Below are 18,521 nucleotides of genomic sequence, written 5' to 3' on the forward strand. Positions count from 1 at the left end.
ACGAAAAATTTGTTGGGCAAAATGCAAATTGTTTTTATAATAAGAAGGTTGCAATTGGTTTGTCTTCACAGTGACAAAATTTATGGATAAGTTTAGATGAGTGATTCAAATAAAAAAAAACCGGGACGCCCTAAAAACCAAGAATTAGTCGTGCGTCGTCGGAAGCAAATCTTAGAAATGGCCGCAAAAACGTTTGCACAACACGGGTATCCCAACACCGATGTACAAACAATCGCCGATTTACTCAATATCGGTAAGGGGACTATCTACCGTTATTTTTCGACAAAGAAAGAATTATTTTTCGCCGCAGTAGAACGAGGAATGAGATGCTTAAGTGAAAAAGTAGACGCGGAAATCTCCAACATAAAAGATCCACTCGATAAGTTTAGTAAGGCCATTTACTCCTACTTGTCATTTTTTGATGAGTATCCCGAGTACATAGAGCTTCTCATTCAGCAGCGTGCAGGTTTTAAAGATGATAAGAAACCAAGTTATTTCGGCTGCATTTCTGCGCACGTAGAACAGTGGCAAGAATTGTGCAAGAACGTTATCGAACAAAACAGCACGCATAACGTCACCAACGAGAGAATTTTGGAAACGGTTAATGATCTCGTATACGGAACTATCTTCACCAATTACTTTTCTGGTCGATGCAAATCATTTGAAAATCAAGCGAGAGATATTCTTAATATTATTTTGCATGGTATTTTACAAAGTAATCCTAACACGGCATAAAAAAATACATTTCTGCATGTAGCCTCATGGAAAATCTATTTTGTTTTAAATAGTTGACGGACTAGTCCGTTTATTTTATAATAGTTGACGGACCAGTCCGCTTACTAATTTTCAGGAGAAAAAAATGACGTGTTACCATGCAGAAGAATGGAAGTGGCTTTTGAAAAACGCCATTGATTGGAAGACGATATTACCTCTTTACTATTCGAGTTTTCCTACGGAAGATTTTGAAAACGAAGAAGAATTACATGAGTTTTTCGATGAAATATTTGCCCAAGTATCTCAGTGGAGTGATCGCTCCGTCACACCGCGTGCACGCTTACTTGACGAAAAAGGAGCGGGAATCATTGAAAATGGTAGTACAGTTCCCAGCAAAGAACTACAGGATTTTTACCGTGAAGCAGCAGATCTTGGGTTTTTTGGGCTTGCCGTTCCTGAAAAATACAATGGTATGGGGATTCCTGTTACACTATCCCTGTTTGGTACTGCCCAAGTAGGACGTGGTTGCTCCGCTTCTTTTATACAGCTAGGGGCCTTTATCTTTACTGCCGATATGTTGGAACGCTTTTGTGCTCCTGAATTTTGTGAAAAATATATTCCACAGATTGTAGAAGGGAAAATCAGTGGCTGTATGTGCCTCACCGAACCAAATAGCGGCTCCGATGTTGGTTCTATGAGGACAAAAGCTGTGGCAACTGCCGACGGAAAATATTTGCTAAACGGCGCAAAGATTTTTATCAGCAATGGTGGCGGTGGTCTCGCTTTAGTTCTTGCGCGCAAAGAAGGAGCCCCTGAAGGCTTGAAAGGACTTTCGTTGTTTTTCGTAGAAGAGTGGATTGAAATCGACGGCAAAAAGCACCACAATTACACCATAAGTAAAAATGAAGATAAAATGGGACTGCATGGTTCTTTTACATGTGAAGTTCTTTTTGAAGATAGTGTGGCCACTCAAGTTGGCGATGACGACCAAGGTTTCAAAATAATGTTGCATTTGATGAATGAGGCGCGCATCGCGACAGGCATTCAGTCTTTAGGTGGTATTGAAGCAAGTCTTGATCGCGCATTTTCATATGCCAGAGAACGAAAGCAATTTGGCAAACCTGTTGCCGAGCTTCCTTTGATGAAGCGCAACCTTGAGGATTACAAAGCAGAGATGGATGCATTCCGCGCACTTATTGCAGATACGATTTCTTGGTATGATATTTATCAAAAATTAGATTTAAAAGTCCAGCACGGAGAGACGCTGTCACCAGAACACAAGCAACTGTTATCCAAGGCAAAAAAGTGTGTGAGACGCCGCACACCTATTGTAAAATATTATGGTTCCGAAGCATATGCAAATCTATCCTTGAAAGCCATTCAAGTTCACGGCGGTTATGGCTTTATGAAAGAGTATGATGTGGAGAGACTGCACCGCGATAGTATTGGAGCGCTATTGTATGAAGGCACTTCGCAAATTCAATCGTTAATGGCATTGAAGGATTTATTGAAGGCGATTCTTTCAAATCCCAAACGTTGGTTCGGGTCTTTGATTAAAGGACACCCTTTTGCGGGTTATATCGAAGGGTGTGAACAGACGACAAAAACGTTTCGCGAGGTGCAGTATTCTTTTAAGAAAAATTTTACTTCTTTGGTGATAAAGTGTTTACGTCTAGGAAATATTTCCGTATTCTTGCACCCCAAAAATTGGCAAAAACAAGAGAATATTGATCGATTGATGGTTCATGCCGAGACTTGCTGTCAGGCACTATCCTATTTAGAGACTCTGAGGGTTCTTGATCAGCACGCGCAAATGGACGATAGTCGCAAAGAATTGTTCTGGAGTTACTACAAGCTGGTTATACCAAGACTCTCGGGAATTTACAGTGATTGGAAAATGTACAAGCCGGAAAAAGGTTATGATGTATCAGAGTCCGACACCACGGAAATGAATGTAGAGCAAAATAGAGAACACGCGGCAGTAAGTTCTTAGATATCTCCAGGGCACGATTTTCGTGCCCTAACAATTTTACCTCCTATTTACTACCTCGCTTTACCTTACTTCACCTCACTTACTATTCGAAATCGCTATCACAAGCCATTTTATTATCTGGTAAGACAATAATTGTTGGATAAGCATAGTCCTATAATATAAAATAGAACCATTCGTCATGCAATATTCAGATAAATGTCTACTTCATAATTTTCGAGAAAATAATGTTCCCACATAATGAAAATCAAAATCCGCAAAATGCACCACAAAAACCACGAAGAAAGTATGGTATTTACGAAGTTATCGATCAACTTGGTAAGGGCGGAATGGGTGTTGTGTATAAAGTACATGACCCCACTTTACACCGAGAATTGGCACTTAAAATCTTGCTGCACAACAAGGTTTATTTACGCAAACGCTTTGCTCGTGAGGCCCAAGCAATCGCCAAATTGGATCACCCAAATATTGTGAAGTGTTATAATTTCTTTGCCCATGAAAATATGCTGTGTATTGCGATGGAATATGTGGAAGGAATGTCATTAAGAGACGGGATGCAGCACTACCAACTTTCGCTTGAGGATAAGCTAAAAATTTTTGTAAAGATTGTCGAGGCTGTTGACTATGCCCATAGTCACAATGTGTTACATCGCGATTTAAAACCGGAAAATATTCTTATTGACTATGAACAGCAGCCGTATTTGACGGATTTTGGCCTATCGAAAATAACACATACCAAAGATAAGTCGCTCACCAAAACAGGTACTTTTATGGGAACCCCTAGCTACATGTCTCCGGAACAAGCACGTGGGCGGTTGCGGGAAATGGATAGCCGTTCCGATGTTTTTTCTTTGGGAATTATACTTTATGAAGTCATTACCGGAGAAATGCTGTTTCCCATGACGAATATCAATGAGGTTTTTTATTCTATTCTACATAAAAAGTCTTCTGCACCAAGTAAAGTGGATCGCACAATTCCAAAAGCTCTCGATCAAATTTGCCTGAAGGCTTTGGAAAAAGATAAAAAAAGGCGTTACCAAACAGCAGGGCAAATGGCGCAAGATATACAATCCTTTCTCAATGGTGAATCGCCAATTTTTGCGAAGCGTGGCATAGGAAAATGGATAGTAGCATCATGTGCGATTTTGTTGTTGGCTTGTTTGTACTTCTATCCTGTACAGAATGTACCAAAACAAAAAGAGCCGACAACACCTCCTGTAAAAATAGAGGAGCTGTTTTTTCAACCGCTGACGAATTTCATGGCGGATCGAGATTATGATGAGGCACAAAAATTTTTAGAGAAAATTTTTAAACATGTGAAAGAAAATCCTAGTAAGAAAGATTCTTACTACATGTGCATGTTGAATCTGTATAGATCTATGTGTTCCATCGAGAAGGGATTCGATAGCTCAGAAGAAAAGGGCGAAATCGTAAGTTGGTTACAAAAAGCGCAGCAAGGTTTACCTCAAGAGCCGAAAGTTTATGAGTATCTCGGACGTTATTATTTGGAAAACAATCAATTGTCTCTGGCAGTAGAAAACTTTCGTGAAAGTATACGCTTGGAGCCGTACAATAGTGATATTCACAACTATCTGGGAGAGGCATTACAACAACAAAACAAACACAATGAAGCGCATCGAAAATTTGCGAAGGCTGTGGAAATTGACAGTCTGAACTTTAGGGCTTTGACTAATTTATATAAGGCCGCCCACGACTACCCGGAATTGCATCTTTTCATACACTACCAAACCATCGCCGTCAATTATGCCTTCGTTAACCTTTCACCACCAGACATATTCGAAAATGAATTAAAAGCGATGCGACGCGAGCATTACATAAGTTATTTTTACTGGCGCAATAACTTGTTAGACAAATTTGAGGTGCAGGCAAAAAATATTCATTACTACCGTTTTGCCAATTTACATAGTTTGCAAATACAAAAAGAACTGCACAATGCGGTGTATAATCCAAGAAATAAAAATGAAGTGTCGATAGCGGAAATTAAGAATATTCTGTACAACGGTAAAAACACTTTTCATCGGTATTTAGCGGCGTGTAGTCTAATGTACACCGATGAGTTTGAAAATATTCGACGCAGTATCTATAACAAGAGTGATCGCTTTCTCGGTAGTATATGTTTGTGCGCTTTACATGCAAAAAACATTTCCGTGAAAGTTCCAGCGCATTTGCGAAAATTCTTTTCTAAGATAGAAGACAATACTCTAAAAACACTCTTGGCACAACACGTGGAAGATTTTGATTTGCGGTTACTGAAAAAATGGATGGACTCTTCCGATGAAAAACTTGCGATTTGTGCGGCAGGAAACGCATTCAACCAACAAAATGCTTCTGCGAAACGCATATCGTCTCGTTCGGGAAAAATTTTAATCGCAGGAATGGATAAAGATCGAATCATACGCCACTACGCTCATTACTATTTCTGGAATTCGCTTTACAGTGAGGATAAAAAGAATAAATATTTATGTCGCAAAGGTCTTGAAGACGAGGATTACGATATCAACACCACTGTTTTGCGTTATTGTCGTATTTTTGATGAGGGTATATTGAGAAATTATATTGAAGAGTACATTAAGAAGAACAGTGTAGGTAAACGAGCACTTACATTGACATACGCGTTGGCGCGTATTAGCCCTGTTTTTCCAGAAAAAATTATAAAAGATCCGCAAAATCATTTTATGCTTCGCGTCCTCGCGCGTCATATCGCGGTATATTCCCTCATTTATTTGCAAAAAACAAGCCTTGTAGAGATTCCTTTTATCTTAGTGAGAATTGCTGAAAATATTAAAAACTATCCGAGTGAAGATATACGTGCCGCAAATTACGCCTATATGGCAATTACCTTGGGCTACAATGTGACCTACGATGCCATCAAATTTTTCCCCGAAGAAACCCCCAGCGTAAAACTACTGATCATGCATAATTTGCAATGCGCGAGCAAAGACCGCCATCCTTTAATATTCCAAGAGAGTCATCCGCAAAAAATTGCGTGGGCCAAGAAATTTATCCGCGATCGCGAACCCAAAATGCGCCAAGCGGCTTGGGCGGCTTGGGCAGCGATGAGTACACGAGAACGCAATAATATATATAACTTGGCGAAAAATTCAAAAGACGTCGTTGTACGTAAAGGTGTGGCTCGTGGTTTTTACAGTGCATTTTATTTTACCGTACGTCGTAAAATGAACTCATACAACGATCAGATGAATTCTGCTGAAAATTTTATGGAGTTGTATTATTCTGGAATCAGTCGACTACTCCTTCGTTTAAACGACAAGGAGAAAAAAGATTTGCTGCAAATGTTGGTACGTGCCGTTACTTTAGATCCTGAAAATGCACAGTACTACTTTAACCGAGCGCTTTATTTCCGAGCAATGCGAAATTACCGTTTGGCAAAAAGTGATTTGCAAAAAGCGCTTGATCTAGAAAAAGATAATCTACGCTATCAATTGATGTTGGCGGAAGTGACGTTTCTCAACAATCCTTCGACAAAAGAGCAGGTGGCAGAAGAACTAAAATCCATACTAAACAAAACGCGTAGTGTGGTGATCGAGTTCTCTGCGGGAAAGTTGTATTTGCAAATGGGAATGTTTGCCCAAGCGAAAAAAATACTACGCAAGGCTCACCTACAAAGACCTGAAGGCTTTTCACGAAGTGTGTGGATGGCCAAAACGTATTGGGAGAACAACGAGAAAGAAGAGGCGCTGTTAATGTTACGCGCACTCATGAAAGCCGAAAATATACACCTACGTTACGCCAATATGTACCGTAGATCAAAATTGAAAGAGAAAATTACGCGACAAGTGATATCTGGTTTGTTCCCAGGATTAAATCTCGACGCATTTTTCAATAGAAAGTAGGGCGTGTCATCATTTAGACAAAAATATGATTCATTTAATAATACGCCAGTAGTATTGCCTAATCTTTTGAATTGCATTTGGCATCTTTGAAAATTTTGCCTTACAATAAAGAGCAACAGAAATATTTGAAGTTTGCCGTCGTAAAAAAGCTGAAAACAGGGAAATATAAAATGCAGAACAAAAGAGCACTGACAGAGAGCGGACTAGAAAAATTAAGAAAAATTTCCATAGGATCTATCATTGCTGTGGGTGAAGATTTCGATGATATCTTACGAAAAATTGATGAAAAGAACTATTTTGAACAAATTTATCGTGACATTCAGCTTGTCCTGAGCGAGTGGAAACTTTGCCCTGATCTAAACTTGGGATGGTGCAGCAGCGGACACACCATGATCCCGGACTTCGTGACAACAAGTTGTGTTGGCGAGCCGATGTCGTACTTTGGGTGGGTTTTTCAAGACGAGGAGGGATTCATCGATGAACATTCGAATCCTAACGATGATGTTGGACGAGCTTTATGGGAAAAAAAATTAATTCTTGGACATTATTCGATACGGGGATATGCTTTCCCTTCTGATCTTCTAGAAAAGTACTCTCCCGGGTATCTTTGCCACGATTTTGCCATTGATGAAGCGACAGCTTGGGTACCCAGCTTACATTTTGATATGCACTCCGAGGACTCTCCGATTACCATGATGTCAAAAGCCATGATGGAAAATGACGAAAGAGGTGAAGAACTCGCGAGGAAAAGAGCCTCTCAAGAATACACGGAACTGGGTTATTTGATTTTTGAAAATGGTTTTGCGGAGTGTAAAGAAAAATGCATATGGTAGAAATACAAACTAATGCAGCGCCACTTGTATTTTTTTTAGCATCTTTTCGCAATATTCACGACAATGTCCTTCTACGATGTTGAACCTTTCATTGTCGTGAAAGAACTGTTGTGTGTCGGATAAAGCGTCATCTTTTATCTGTCTAAGTTTTTTCCAGTCTTCTTCTTTTATTGGTTTAAACATTATTTACTACCTACTTTAGCACATTGTTTTTGATATCTTCCATCAATAAATGCCGCAAAACGTTGCATATACAACGTTGTTAAGAGGCAATTGATTACTTTTTGGCCTTCCACTCATACAAGAAGGGATGGACCGAAGGTCCATGGTGACGAATCGTTTTACCGCCGGTTTGTATGATATTTAGTTTATTGGTGTCAGGGTTGTACACTAAGCATTTTTGTACTTTATTTTTGTGTAATAAATCATAGATCAACTTTTTGGTTTTTGTATCCATTTGCGGATGAAATAAAGCCAATTGACTGTCATAGTTGTTGGCGATATTTCTGATAGCTATTTCGGAAGCAGGAGTTGTGCTCAAAAAGTAATACGTATCGTTGATTTTGTTTATGTCGACTACAATATATTCTTTGTCCAAAAACTGTTGCAGTATGTTGCGTATATCTGGAAAGTCAGGCTTGTTATAAAAAGGTTTTAACAGCGGCGAAATGTTGGTTTTCTTTTCGGGCTTTTGTTGCGATTTTGACGTCGTTGATATTGTTGATGGCGATGCTTGTGTTCGTATTGCGAAAATTAGGAAAATACAGCCTACTACTGCGGCAATGACACTTGGTAAAAGATAATTTTCCCGTGTTGTGAGAGGTTCGTTTTTGGCAAATCTCTCAAGATCTTCTGCTAAAAGTTGTGCGCTTTGGTAACGTTTCACCGGTTTTTTTTGTAAACATTTTAAGCATATGATTTCTAGATCTTTTGGGACTTTTTCCGTGAGTAGTTTTGGGCGTACCGGAGTTTTACTGGTGATTTCGGTGATCATTTTATTTGTGCTCCCGGAAAAAGGCAATTTTCCGGTGAGAAGTTCGTATAAAATAACTCCGATCGCATAGATATCCGTGTAAGGACCTACTTTTTGCCCAAGCATTTGTTCTGGTGGCATATAAGAAAGCGTACCTAATCCTTCACCGGTGCGGGAAATTCTTCTGGTTGCGGTGTTGAGTTTGGCCAAACCAAAATCCATTACCTTTGGTACTCCGTTATCCATCATGATGTTTTCGGGTTTTAAATCCCTATGTATGACACCGCGGCTATGTGCATAGTCGATAGCTGCGGCAACTTGGATCAGTATTTCGGCTATTTGCTTAAAATTTAGGCGATTATCTGTTACATACTTTTTTAAATGTTCCCCATGGATAAGTTCCATGGTAAAGTATGGTTTTCCTTGGTATTCACCAAAGTTGTACAATTGGATGATGTTGGGGTGTTTTAATTTGGCTGTCGCTTCTGCCTCACGGTAGAAGCGTTGAACACGGCTTTTTTTTGTGGCATCACCTGCCATCACTTTCAGAGCCACTTCGCGTTGCAATACTTTGTCGAAAACCTTATATACGCGCCCCATACCTCCTTGGCCAATCATTTTTTCTACTTGAAAGGGAGTATCATTCTGTTTCATATTTTTTTCTCAGAGTTGTTGTATAAAAGGTAAGTTCATTTAGGAAGTAGACGGTACCACTGCTTGGATCAAGTTCTATGCTTAGATTGTTGAGACCCTGTTTGACATAATCGCTAACATCTATGTAGTCCGCTTCTGGGTTTTGATAGACAATAACGTGTTTACGACGTAAAGAACGACCGTTGAGATTGATGTTTATATATGTTCTGTTGTTCTTGTTTACGGTTCCGGAAAAATTTCGGATGAGTAACAGCGTTTTGCGCGGTTCTTTGGCGACATTTTTTATTTGAAAAGAAAAACGTAATTTGCGTTTGGGGACCTTGATCACAAATGCTTTGAGATATATACGTACGTTTTTAGGGTATTGCATGTTGGTTGCTTCGCAGTGACGTTGTTTTACTTTGAATTTGGCAATGATATCGCGCCCTTTCCCCGCAGCACCTTGGCGATTTTTTCCCCATTCACATACAAACTCTAATTGCTGCCGCCCTGATTTGTCATACTGCCAATCGCAGGAATTGTCCAATTGTACTTTTGTATAAACTGCTACCGATGGTTTAGATCCTGGTAAGTGCTTGCCAACAATCGACCAGTTTTTATAAAGTAGAGGCTCTTGTGTTACCCAGCTGTTTTTTTTATTTTTATACTGCAACCCAATCCAGTACTTTTTGCGTGTGGACATGATGGACATTAAAAATTGATTTTCGTCGTGATCGGTGACCGTGACGAGATAACCACCTAACTTTTTGCAAGTTAAATAGGCCTTAAGCCACGATGTTTTTGATGCGATTACGGCGTAGTAGTGCCCTTTGTACTGGTAAAGCTGACTAAGGTGATCTAGCTTTTGCTGCCGTAGTTTGGCCAATATTTGCTTTTCATTATGCGTTTTAGTTGTATTTGTTGTATTGGCGGTGTTTGTCGTGTTTGTTTTGCTTAGGTTAAGAAATAAAACAACACACATAATGGCGATAGATACGAACAGCGCATACTTGGCGTATTTGCGTTTTATGCGTGCCCAATGAGGAAAATTCTGAATCTTGGAGCGTTGTGTTTCTTTGTTGATAAAACTGTATAGGTCGCTTGCCAGGTCTGCTGCGCTTTGGTAACGGTCTTCTGGCTTTTTTTCCAACGCTTTAAAGCAAATATTTTGCAATTTTTTGGGGATGTTCTTCTTTGCTTGCGCGGGAAACGTAACTTCTTGGCGGGTGATTTTAAAAACTAGATTGACCGCATTGGGTGAACGAAATGGTGGGCGATTGGTCAATAGCTCGTATAAAATGGCACCTATAGCATATGTGTCGGCGCGTTGATCGACGTTTTCTCCTCTGGTTTGCTCCGGAGGCATGTAGTTAAGGGTTCCTAAAATACTGCCACTCAGCGAAATATTGTTGGGTACATTGTGTGTTTGCGCCAAACCAAAATCGGTTATTTTTGGTTTGTCGCCGTCCATCAATATATTGGACGGTTTTAAATCGCGGTGAATGACCTTATTTTGGTGCGCGTGTTCTACACCTTTGGCTATTTGCGCTGTGATATCGGCGATTTGCTCAAACGATAATTTCTTACGGCGTTTGTATTCTTTTAAATCCCCACCTTCGATGAGCTCCATCGTCAAAAAGGCGATCCCTTCAAATACTCCTGCTTCGTATATTTGTGCAATATTCTCATGAGAAATTTTTGCCATGGACACCGCTTCTTTATGAAAACGTTGACGAGCAGGGGTGTCTTCTAGTGGCGAGTTATCGAGAAGTACCTTTAGGGCAACTTCGCGATTTAAATTGGCGTCAAGTGCTTTGTATACTTTTCCGACTCCTCCTTGTCCAAGAGTGTCGCATATTTTGTATTGTGCAAAACGCGTTTGTACAAATTTTGTATCTATTTGTGTGTCATGAAACACATTGTGTGAAGAGTCATCTTTCATATTTTTTCCCACAGTCTTTTGCATAAAAATTAGAGTGTCGATCTATTGTAACTTTTTACGGCAAATTCAAAAGTATTTTTTGCAGAGTTATGAAAATTGTATTATTATTGAAACTTGCGTAATATTTGTTGTTAGCTAAATTACCACTAAACAGAGGAAGTTTTCTTATGAAGCGTTTCGTGCTATGTACCATTTTGCTTTGTTGTTTATTATCTCAATCTCTTGACGAAATATTACACAAAGTATATCAAAATAACAACGCCATTGGTATGTCGGTGATTGTGACGGCCAAAAATAAAATGGTATTTTCGGGAGTCTATGGTTTAAGGGATGTAGATCGAAAGTTATCCATAACCCAAGATACGATTTATCGTATCGCTTCTATTTCGAAAATGATTACCGCCACGGCACTAATGCAACTATTTGAACGCGGTAAGTTTCAATTGGATGATGATATTAGTGACTATTTGAAATACAAAGTCGTTCATCCGCATTTTCCCAAAGAAAAAATTACTTTTCGTAGCCTTTTGGCACATACTTCGGGCTTGCGGGATGACAAAGCGTATTATACATTTTTGCGCGAAGACGATATAATTCCCTTGCGTGAATTACTTTGCGAAGAAGGGAAATACTTTTCTAGGAATTTATTTGACGAAAAACACCCACCTGGTTACTTCAAATATGCAAATGTGAACTATGGTGTTATTGCATCTTTGGTGGAAGTACTTTCTGAAGAACGCTTTGACAAATATTGCGAACGATACATTTTTGCGCCACTTAACATTACGGCAAGTTTTAATATCCATACCCTAAAAAATGTCGACAATATTGCGGCTTTGTATCGTTATAAAGACGAACAGTGGCAAGCACAAGCAGATCATTTCCAGGGGAAGCCTCCTGCCAAAAAAGATTTCTCTGGGTATACTCCCGGAACAAACGGTTTCTTATTCGCTCCCCAAGGTGGTTTGCGAATATCCGCGAAAAATCTTGCAAAGCTAATGATGTTTTACTACGACAAACAGAATAATAATGTTCTACAATCACCAACGAAAGAATTGATGTACAAGATTGTTTGGCAGTATGATAAAAAGAATGGTGACAATTACTATGGTATATTTAACAGTTACGCATTAGGTAACCATACCACCACAGACTTAATTCGCGGTGAAAAATTAATCGGTCACCCAGGTGAAGCTTACGGGTTGATTAGTGATATGTATTTTTCACCGACCAAAGAATTTGGCATTGTATTTATTAGTAATGGTGCAAAAAATTGGCAAAAAGGAAAGCACAGTGGTTGGTATCGCATTGAAGAGGAAGTATTTCAGCATTGTTACGCTTTTGTTCAAAAATATTTAGCGGAATGAATTCATATACACCGCCATTGATTTTGGCATTTACAAACAAATATTTGCACGAAACAAGCAAACAAAGTACAATTACCTGCGGAGTTGTCGCCTATTACTGGCAGCTCATTCCACGAACGATAAACATCTACTTTTGAGTTTTATTCTATGGCGATGATAAAAAAAATAAGAAAAAAAATAAAGCGTTTCATGCGCAAAGTGGGCAAAAACATACTAAAATATACAATTCCCTATATCTATATGTCCTATTGTTGGTTTGTTTGGAAAACCAGCAAAGTTCAAAATGGTATCGTTGATGGCGACTACATCTATTACCCCGACAAACCAGCGCAATACGTGGCGGTTTTGTGGCACCAAGATGTGTTTTTTGTGAGCTATGCTTTCAAGGAGTGTCATGGTTTGACCATCGCCAGTAGTGGGGCGGCGGGAGAAATTATTGCCAAAATGTTAGGCATGTGCAACTTTACCGTTTTCCGCGGTGGGTCGAGTAAAGGGAAAAAACGCCGTATTCCCGTTTTAGAAAAGTTTATCGAATATGCGAAAGATCTAGAACACCGACCGACGGGTATTACGGTGGATGGTTCATCTGGTCCAATATATCGTATGAAAAGTGGTGCCATTGTCATGGCGCAAAAACTAGACATGCCACTGCTCACGGTTCGCATTTGGTGTAAGAGAAAGATTCTCTTGAAAACTTGGGATCGCACGATGATCCCACTGCCCTTTAATGATATTCGCGTGTTTGTCGATGGCCCATTCTACGTTCCTGCGGAAGCGGAGCACGACGAGGAAGCGTTTGATAAATTTCACAAATTTATGGAAAATGAACTTTTAGAAGCGGCCTATCGCGGTTTTAAATACTACGACAAAGATCCGAAAGCTTTTACAAAAGGTTTTCCTGAAGGCTGGGAGCCAAAAAAAACGTATCCTGAAGATGAAGAGAAAGAGTCTAAATGAAAAAACCCTACCGTAATTCAATACGGTAGGGTGTAGAGTTCTCTTAATTTACTTTGCGCGAATTTCGTAGATTGTACCATCCCACTCAATGGTGAGGTCTTTAGAAATCGCCAAATATTTTCCTATTTTTGGATATTTTTTCAGTAGTGCAAAGTACGCATCACTCAAGTAAGTGATTTTCTTTGTTGTTAGCTTTTGGGCTTTTTTACTCAACGCATCGCTATCGTACCACGCATTTCCCGATAAGTAGAATGTCTTGAATCCCACTTTGCGCATTTTGTTTTTGGTAACACTGCTTTGCTTATCGTTGTTGTAAAGGCCATCGGCTTTTTTCATCTTTTGGATTTCCTTGGAAGCCTCTACTGCAGACTCACCACTTTCCGCGTCCATTGCTTCTCCACCATCGGCAAAACTATCATCTTCTTCGGCAGCATTGGTGTTTCGCGATTGGTCCCATATCGTTGGTTCCGGCATTGGTCTTCCTGGAATTGGTTTTGGATCGTCTTCCACGACCAAGTACGATGTGTATGGTGTTACGATTCCAAATTTTTTGGCCAGACGCACAACTTCTTTCTTTAGTTCGTCGTTTTCGCCATGTAGGCGTATCTGGTCTAGTAAGAAACCAACTTTACGCACTGCCCATAATCGTGGAACATGTTCGTTTTCGGTATTTTGTTCAGGGAAAGACACTTCGTATACAAATTCTTGCTCTTTGCCGTTTACTTTTCCGGTGACCTTAATCACTTGATCACCTTTACCTGAAAAGCGCCCAAGTAGTGTCAAAGGAGAACCTTTAAATAAATCGGGAATTTCCTTTGGATACACTTCGCTTACACGTAGATCTTCGTTAGAGGGGAATTTCACCTGCACGTCGCTTAGTACCGGGGAGGAAACTTTGTCGACGAAGCTCGATATTTTTATTTCAATGTCTTCCTTGGCACTGACGTATTCACGTGTACCTTTATTTTCTTCTGCAAGGCGATCTAGTAACTTCGCATTGAGTTGATCTCCGATACCAAAAGAGAACAAACGCAAGTTTTTCATCGACGCCTTTTGTACTTTTTTGATGATTTCTTGAGGATTGGTAACACCAATTGTCGGTTTACCATCGGTTAGTAAAATGATCATGTATGGGCGATCACTGTTTTTCGGAGCAATGTCAAGAGCATAGTGTAGAGCCTCTTCGAGGTTTGTTCCACCACGTGCACGGATGTCTTCTTCGACATACTCTAAAGCTTTTTTGACATTGGCCTTCGAAGCATTCACTAATTTGTCTTTGTATAGTGTGGCCTCGGTAGAAAATGAAACGATGTTGAAGTTGTCTTTTTCGTGTAGCTGATGTAGACAGTATTGCAATGCTTTTTTCGCTTGGTCCATTTTGTCTCCGACCATCGATCCTGAGGTATCTAAGATATAGACAATGTCCTTAGGATTAATCTCATCTTTGCTGACTTCGGTCTTTGGTGATAGCATGACGAGAAAATGGCCTTTTTCCGATCCTTTAGAAAATGGAATAAAGCTCAAGTCTACACGCTTGTTGGAATCTGAGGTGTAGAGCACAAAATCGCGATCGGTGTTGATGTGATTTTTGGCAAAAGTTACGGTAGCGTTTTTGCCTTTTTGCTCCACTTTAATGTCATGTGTCGGAGAAAATACTGATTTTATAGAATGTTGTGAGGAAATCTTTACTGTACACGAAAAATCACCAATCGTGTCTTCGTGGCCACTTCCCACGGCGGTGAGTGGATACTCATAGCGTGTTAAGTTATTGTCCACAGTTAAAACTTGTTGATAAGTAAGCTTTATCTTACGTGATCCATTTGCAGGAAATGGAAAAATACGCATTTTGAATGTCTCGCGTCCTACAAATTCAAGAAGAGCAGGGTCGATCATTTTGCGTACGATGCTTATGTATAAATTCTCCGCTTTTTTCGCATCCAATAACTCCGCAGGCATTTCTTTGCCATCAATCCACAACGAAAAATTGGCAACAGAAGCACCTTTTGGAAGGGCAAATAGATATGTGCCTTCCAAAAGGCGATTATTCGGGTTATAATACTCCGTTTCCAAAGTTGTCACGGCAACGCCATTTTTTATCTCAACGTTGACATGATGCTTCTTCGCTTTTATTGGTTGAAGTGCAATAGACGGTGGTGTTGTTGTATTTGGAATATTGGGAATAATTCTTGCCTGAACACTACTTAGGGCAAGAACTAGTAATGCAAAAAAAATATTTTTCATGTTGTTTCCCTTTACATAATGAAAGTTATTAAGTTTTGTTACTCCTTAGAATCGAATAAACCAAAAAAGTTTCCAAAATTTTGCGAAAATTTAAAATAATTTTTTTAGGGCGTGTTATCAAGGCAACTTTCATTGATGATACGCCCTAGGTCTATTTAAATGAACAATTGGAGGTCTACTTAAATGAACAAGTGGATTATGTTTGTCATTTTTGCCTACATGACAACAGGATTTGCGCAAGAGTCTGCTCCGCATGCATTTGTCGGTGCGCGTATTATCCCTGTTGTAGGTAAACCTATTGAAAAAGGTGTCATTGTCATACACAAAGGTAAGATCAGTGCCATTGGTGTTGCCGACGCCGTTGAGTTACCGAACGATGCTGTTGTTCACGACGCGACAGGGCAAGTTATTTTGCCTGGTTTTGTGGACACACACAGTCACATTGGTGGTGCCGGAGCGGGAGACAGTTCGAAACCTTTGCATCCCGGAACTAGCGTTTTTGACTCGTTTAATGTTTTGGATGCCGGAATTCAAAAAGCGCAAGCGGGTGGCGTTACGGTCGCGAATGTTATGCCCGGTTCTGGACACTTGATGAGTGGACAAACAATTTATATCAAAATGCGCGACGGACGTATTATCAATGACTTAGTGATAAAAAACGCCGAAGGTAAATTTATGGGTGGTATGAAGATGGCAAATGGAACAAACTCTATCCGCCAAGCACCTTTCCCGGGAACGCGAGGAAAATCCGCGGCATTGGTACGCGCTTTGTATATAAAAGCACAGGAGTATCGACAAAAAATACTCGATGCTAAAGGAGACAAAACCAAGATGCCACCGCGCGATTTAGGTATGGAGGCTCTTGTTGAAGTGTTAGAAGGAAAACGCATTGTTCACCATCATACCCATCGCCACGATGATGTGATGACGGTACTGCGTTTACAAAAAGAGTTCGGCTTTCGCGTTGTTTTGCATCACGTGAGCGAGGCGTGGAAAATAGCAAAAGAGATTGCCGCGGCAAAAGCACCGTGTTCGATTATTATCATTGATAGCCCCGGAGGTAAATTAGAGGCACGAGACCTCGATTGGAAAAACGGTATCGCTTTGGAAAAAGCTGGTGCAGTTGTTGGTTTTCACACCGACGATCCCATTACGGATTCGCGTTTATTTTTGCGCTCCGCAGCGTTCGCTGTTCGCGCAGGAATGTCTGAGGAAGCGGCGATATACGGACTTACCATGGCAGGAGCGATTATGCTCGATTTGCAAGATCGTTTGGGTTCACTAGAAGTGGGCAAAGATGCGGACTTAGTTATACTCTCTGGTTCTCCCTTAAGTGTTTATACCAAAATACAAGAGACGTGGGTAGATGGTAAGAAAGTTTTTGATCGTGCAGATGCCCAAGATCATCTGTGGGCAGTAGGTGGTTATGGCGCAGGTGAGGATCGTCCTGTGGAATATTGCTGCTATGGAAAGGGACAATAATGAGAAAAAGTATATGTTTAATCTTCGCACTCCTCATTTCCCTAAACGCACAAATTGCGGTAAAGGGCGAAGTAATTCACACCATGGCCGGAGAACAGATCACCAATGGTGTTATTCTGATACGCGACGGCAAGATTGCGGCAATCGGAACGACGAAAGAAGTCATTATTCCTAAAGAATGCCAAGTACTTAGCGCGAAAGTGGTGACACCAGGTCTCATTGATGCACGTAGTGTCGTTGGTCTCGGAGGTATGTTAAATCAGAGCCAAGACCAAGATCAACTGGAACGTTCTGCACCGATGCAGCCAGAATTACGCGCCATCGATGCATACAATTCACTAGATCCTTTGGTGAAATGGATCCGTCAACTTGGAGTGACCACCGTGAACACCGGACATGCACCAGGAATGCTAATGTCTGGACAAACAATGGTGGTAAAAACGCATGGTACGGTAGTGGACAAAGCGGTGATGAAAACCACACAAATGATTGCCGTAACTCTCGGAGATTCCGGTCTCATGCCAAAAGGAAGCCCTGGAACAAGAGGTAAAGCCGTAGCAATGTTGCGCGGTGAATTTGTACGCATTCAAAACCAGATAAATGCACGTGAACAGGCCCAGGCAGCGAGCAAGGAAGATGAAAAAAACGTTGCGAAAAGCACACAACCGCGCAATATTCGCGATGAAATACTCGAACGTGTGCTCAATCGCGAAGTACCACTGTTAGTGTACGCACATCGTCACTATGATATCTTGTCAGCTTTGCGCCTAGCAAAAGAATTTAATATCGAAATCGTGCTAGATGGGGCAAGTGAGGCGTATTTATTGGTGAATGAAATCAAGGAAGCTGGTGTATCTGTGATTGTACACCCTTCGATGTCGCGAACTTTTGGCGAAAAACAAAATATGAGCATGGAAAACGCCAGTATTTTGCAAAAAGCGGGTATTCGTATCGCGATGCAGAGTGGCTATGAAAGCTACGTTCCAAAAACACGCGTGGTACTTTTTGAAGCAGCGATCGCTGCGGCATACGGTTTGGGATTTGACAATGCTCTAAAAGCTATTACCATCGACGCCGCAAAAATTTTAGGTATCGATGCGCGTGTGGGTTCTTTGGAAGTAGGAAAAGACGCGGATATCGCTCTTTACGACGGTGATCCGTTTGAGTACACAAGTCATTGTACCGCGGTCATCATCGACGGAAAAATCGTTAGCTCAGAAAGTCATTAACGCATTGTAGGGGCGAACCTTTACACAAACGACATTGTTTGTGTTGATGTAATTCTTCTGGGTGTTGGTGCCCTCACCATCGAATTTAAGGTTTTAGCTTCGCTAAAAGCCTGAATTCTCATGCCTCTCCCACGGGAGAGGCGTAACACGTCTGAATTTGTTTCCATTGGTTTTCTTTGGTGCATACCACAAACAAGATTGATTTGTGTTGGTGTGATTCTCCTCGGTGTTGGTGCCCTCACCATCGAATTTAAGGTTTTAGCTTCGCTAAAAGCCTGAATTCTC

General features: G+C 40.6%; 12 protein-coding genes. 8 read left to right on the plus strand and 4 right to left on the minus strand.

Translation table 11 applies throughout. From position 1 onward, the window contains the following. Window positions 1–96 precede the first annotated feature (96 nt). The 4 genes from UABAM_RS04440 (at window position 97) to UABAM_RS04455 (ending at window position 7,412) form a co-directional block, all read left to right on the plus strand. Entirely contained in the window at window positions 97–735 is a 639-nt protein-coding gene (locus UABAM_RS04440; RefSeq protein WP_151966793.1) for a TetR/AcrR family transcriptional regulator, read from the plus strand. A gap of 124 nt (window positions 736–859) precedes the next feature. Beyond that, window positions 860–2,707 carry an acyl-CoA dehydrogenase family protein gene (locus UABAM_RS04445; protein ID WP_151966794.1) on the plus strand — a complete coding sequence of 616 codons (1,848 nt, stop codon included), beginning with the start codon at window positions 860–862 and terminating at the stop codon, window positions 2,705–2,707. A 224-nt stretch (window positions 2,708–2,931) separates the two neighbouring features. Beyond that, window positions 2,932–6,579, plus strand: a complete 3,648-nt coding sequence (locus UABAM_RS04450; RefSeq protein ID WP_151966795.1) for a serine/threonine-protein kinase — start codon at window positions 2,932–2,934, stop codon at window positions 6,577–6,579. A 170-nt stretch (window positions 6,580–6,749) separates the two neighbouring features. Then, entirely contained in the window at window positions 6,750–7,412 is a 663-nt protein-coding gene (locus tag UABAM_RS04455; RefSeq protein ID WP_151966796.1) for a hypothetical protein, read from the plus strand. A 9-nt stretch (window positions 7,413–7,421) separates the two neighbouring features. On the opposite strand, the gene UABAM_RS33315 is transcribed toward UABAM_RS04455, so the two are convergent. The 3 genes from UABAM_RS33315 to UABAM_RS04465 all read right to left on the minus strand — a co-directional run bounded on the left by UABAM_RS33315 (window position 7,422) and on the right by UABAM_RS04465 (window position 10,960). After that, entirely contained in the window at window positions 7,422–7,595 is a 174-nt protein-coding gene (locus UABAM_RS33315) for a hypothetical protein (RefSeq protein WP_173013131.1), read from the minus strand. Between the two features lie 94 nt (window positions 7,596–7,689). Next, window positions 7,690–9,039, minus strand: coding sequence for a serine/threonine protein kinase (locus tag UABAM_RS04460; RefSeq protein WP_151966797.1), 1,350 nt, complete (start codon window positions 9,037–9,039; stop codon window positions 7,690–7,692). Continuing rightward, on the minus strand, window positions 9,026–10,960 hold the full coding sequence (locus UABAM_RS04465; protein WP_173013132.1) for a protein kinase domain-containing protein: 1,935 nt from the start codon (window positions 10,958–10,960) through the stop codon (window positions 9,026–9,028). Before UABAM_RS04465 ends, UABAM_RS04460 begins: the two co-directional genes overlap by 14 nt. 167 nt (window positions 10,961–11,127) lie before the next feature. Here UABAM_RS04465 and UABAM_RS04470 point away from each other — a divergent pair, with 167 nt between their 5' ends. Together UABAM_RS04470 and UABAM_RS04475 are read left to right on the plus strand one after the other, a co-directional pair. Next, entirely contained in the window at window positions 11,128–12,327 is a 1,200-nt protein-coding gene (locus UABAM_RS04470; protein WP_151966799.1) for a serine hydrolase domain-containing protein, read from the plus strand. A 147-nt stretch (window positions 12,328–12,474) separates the two neighbouring features. Then, on the plus strand, window positions 12,475–13,284 hold the full coding sequence (locus tag UABAM_RS04475) for a lysophospholipid acyltransferase family protein (protein ID WP_151966800.1): 810 nt from the start codon (window positions 12,475–12,477) through the stop codon (window positions 13,282–13,284). Between the two features lie 48 nt (window positions 13,285–13,332). Here UABAM_RS04475 and UABAM_RS04480 read toward each other — a convergent pair whose 3' ends face one another. After that, a complete protein-coding gene (locus UABAM_RS04480) occupies window positions 13,333–15,525 on the minus strand; it encodes a VIT domain-containing protein (protein WP_151966801.1) in 2,193 nt (730 codons plus the stop codon). A gap of 183 nt (window positions 15,526–15,708) precedes the next feature. Between UABAM_RS04480 and UABAM_RS04485 the strand changes: the two genes are divergently transcribed. Together UABAM_RS04485 and UABAM_RS04490 are read left to right on the plus strand one after the other, a co-directional pair. Next, the gene (locus tag UABAM_RS04485) at window positions 15,709–17,007 is read left to right on the plus strand and encodes an amidohydrolase family protein (protein WP_229759356.1); all 1,299 of its coding nucleotides are present in this window, start codon (window positions 15,709–15,711) and stop codon (window positions 17,005–17,007) included. Then, window positions 17,007–18,236 (plus strand): amidohydrolase family protein, encoded by a 1,230-nt coding sequence (locus UABAM_RS04490; protein WP_151966802.1) that lies wholly within the window; start codon window positions 17,007–17,009, stop codon window positions 18,234–18,236. Before UABAM_RS04485 ends, UABAM_RS04490 begins: the two co-directional genes overlap by 1 nt. Window positions 18,237–18,521: the final 285 nt, after the last annotated feature.

This window comes from Candidatus Uabimicrobium amorphum, assembly GCF_009002475.1.
Taxonomy (GTDB): domain Bacteria; phylum Planctomycetota; class Uabimicrobiia; order Uabimicrobiales; family Uabimicrobiaceae; genus Uabimicrobium; species Uabimicrobium amorphum.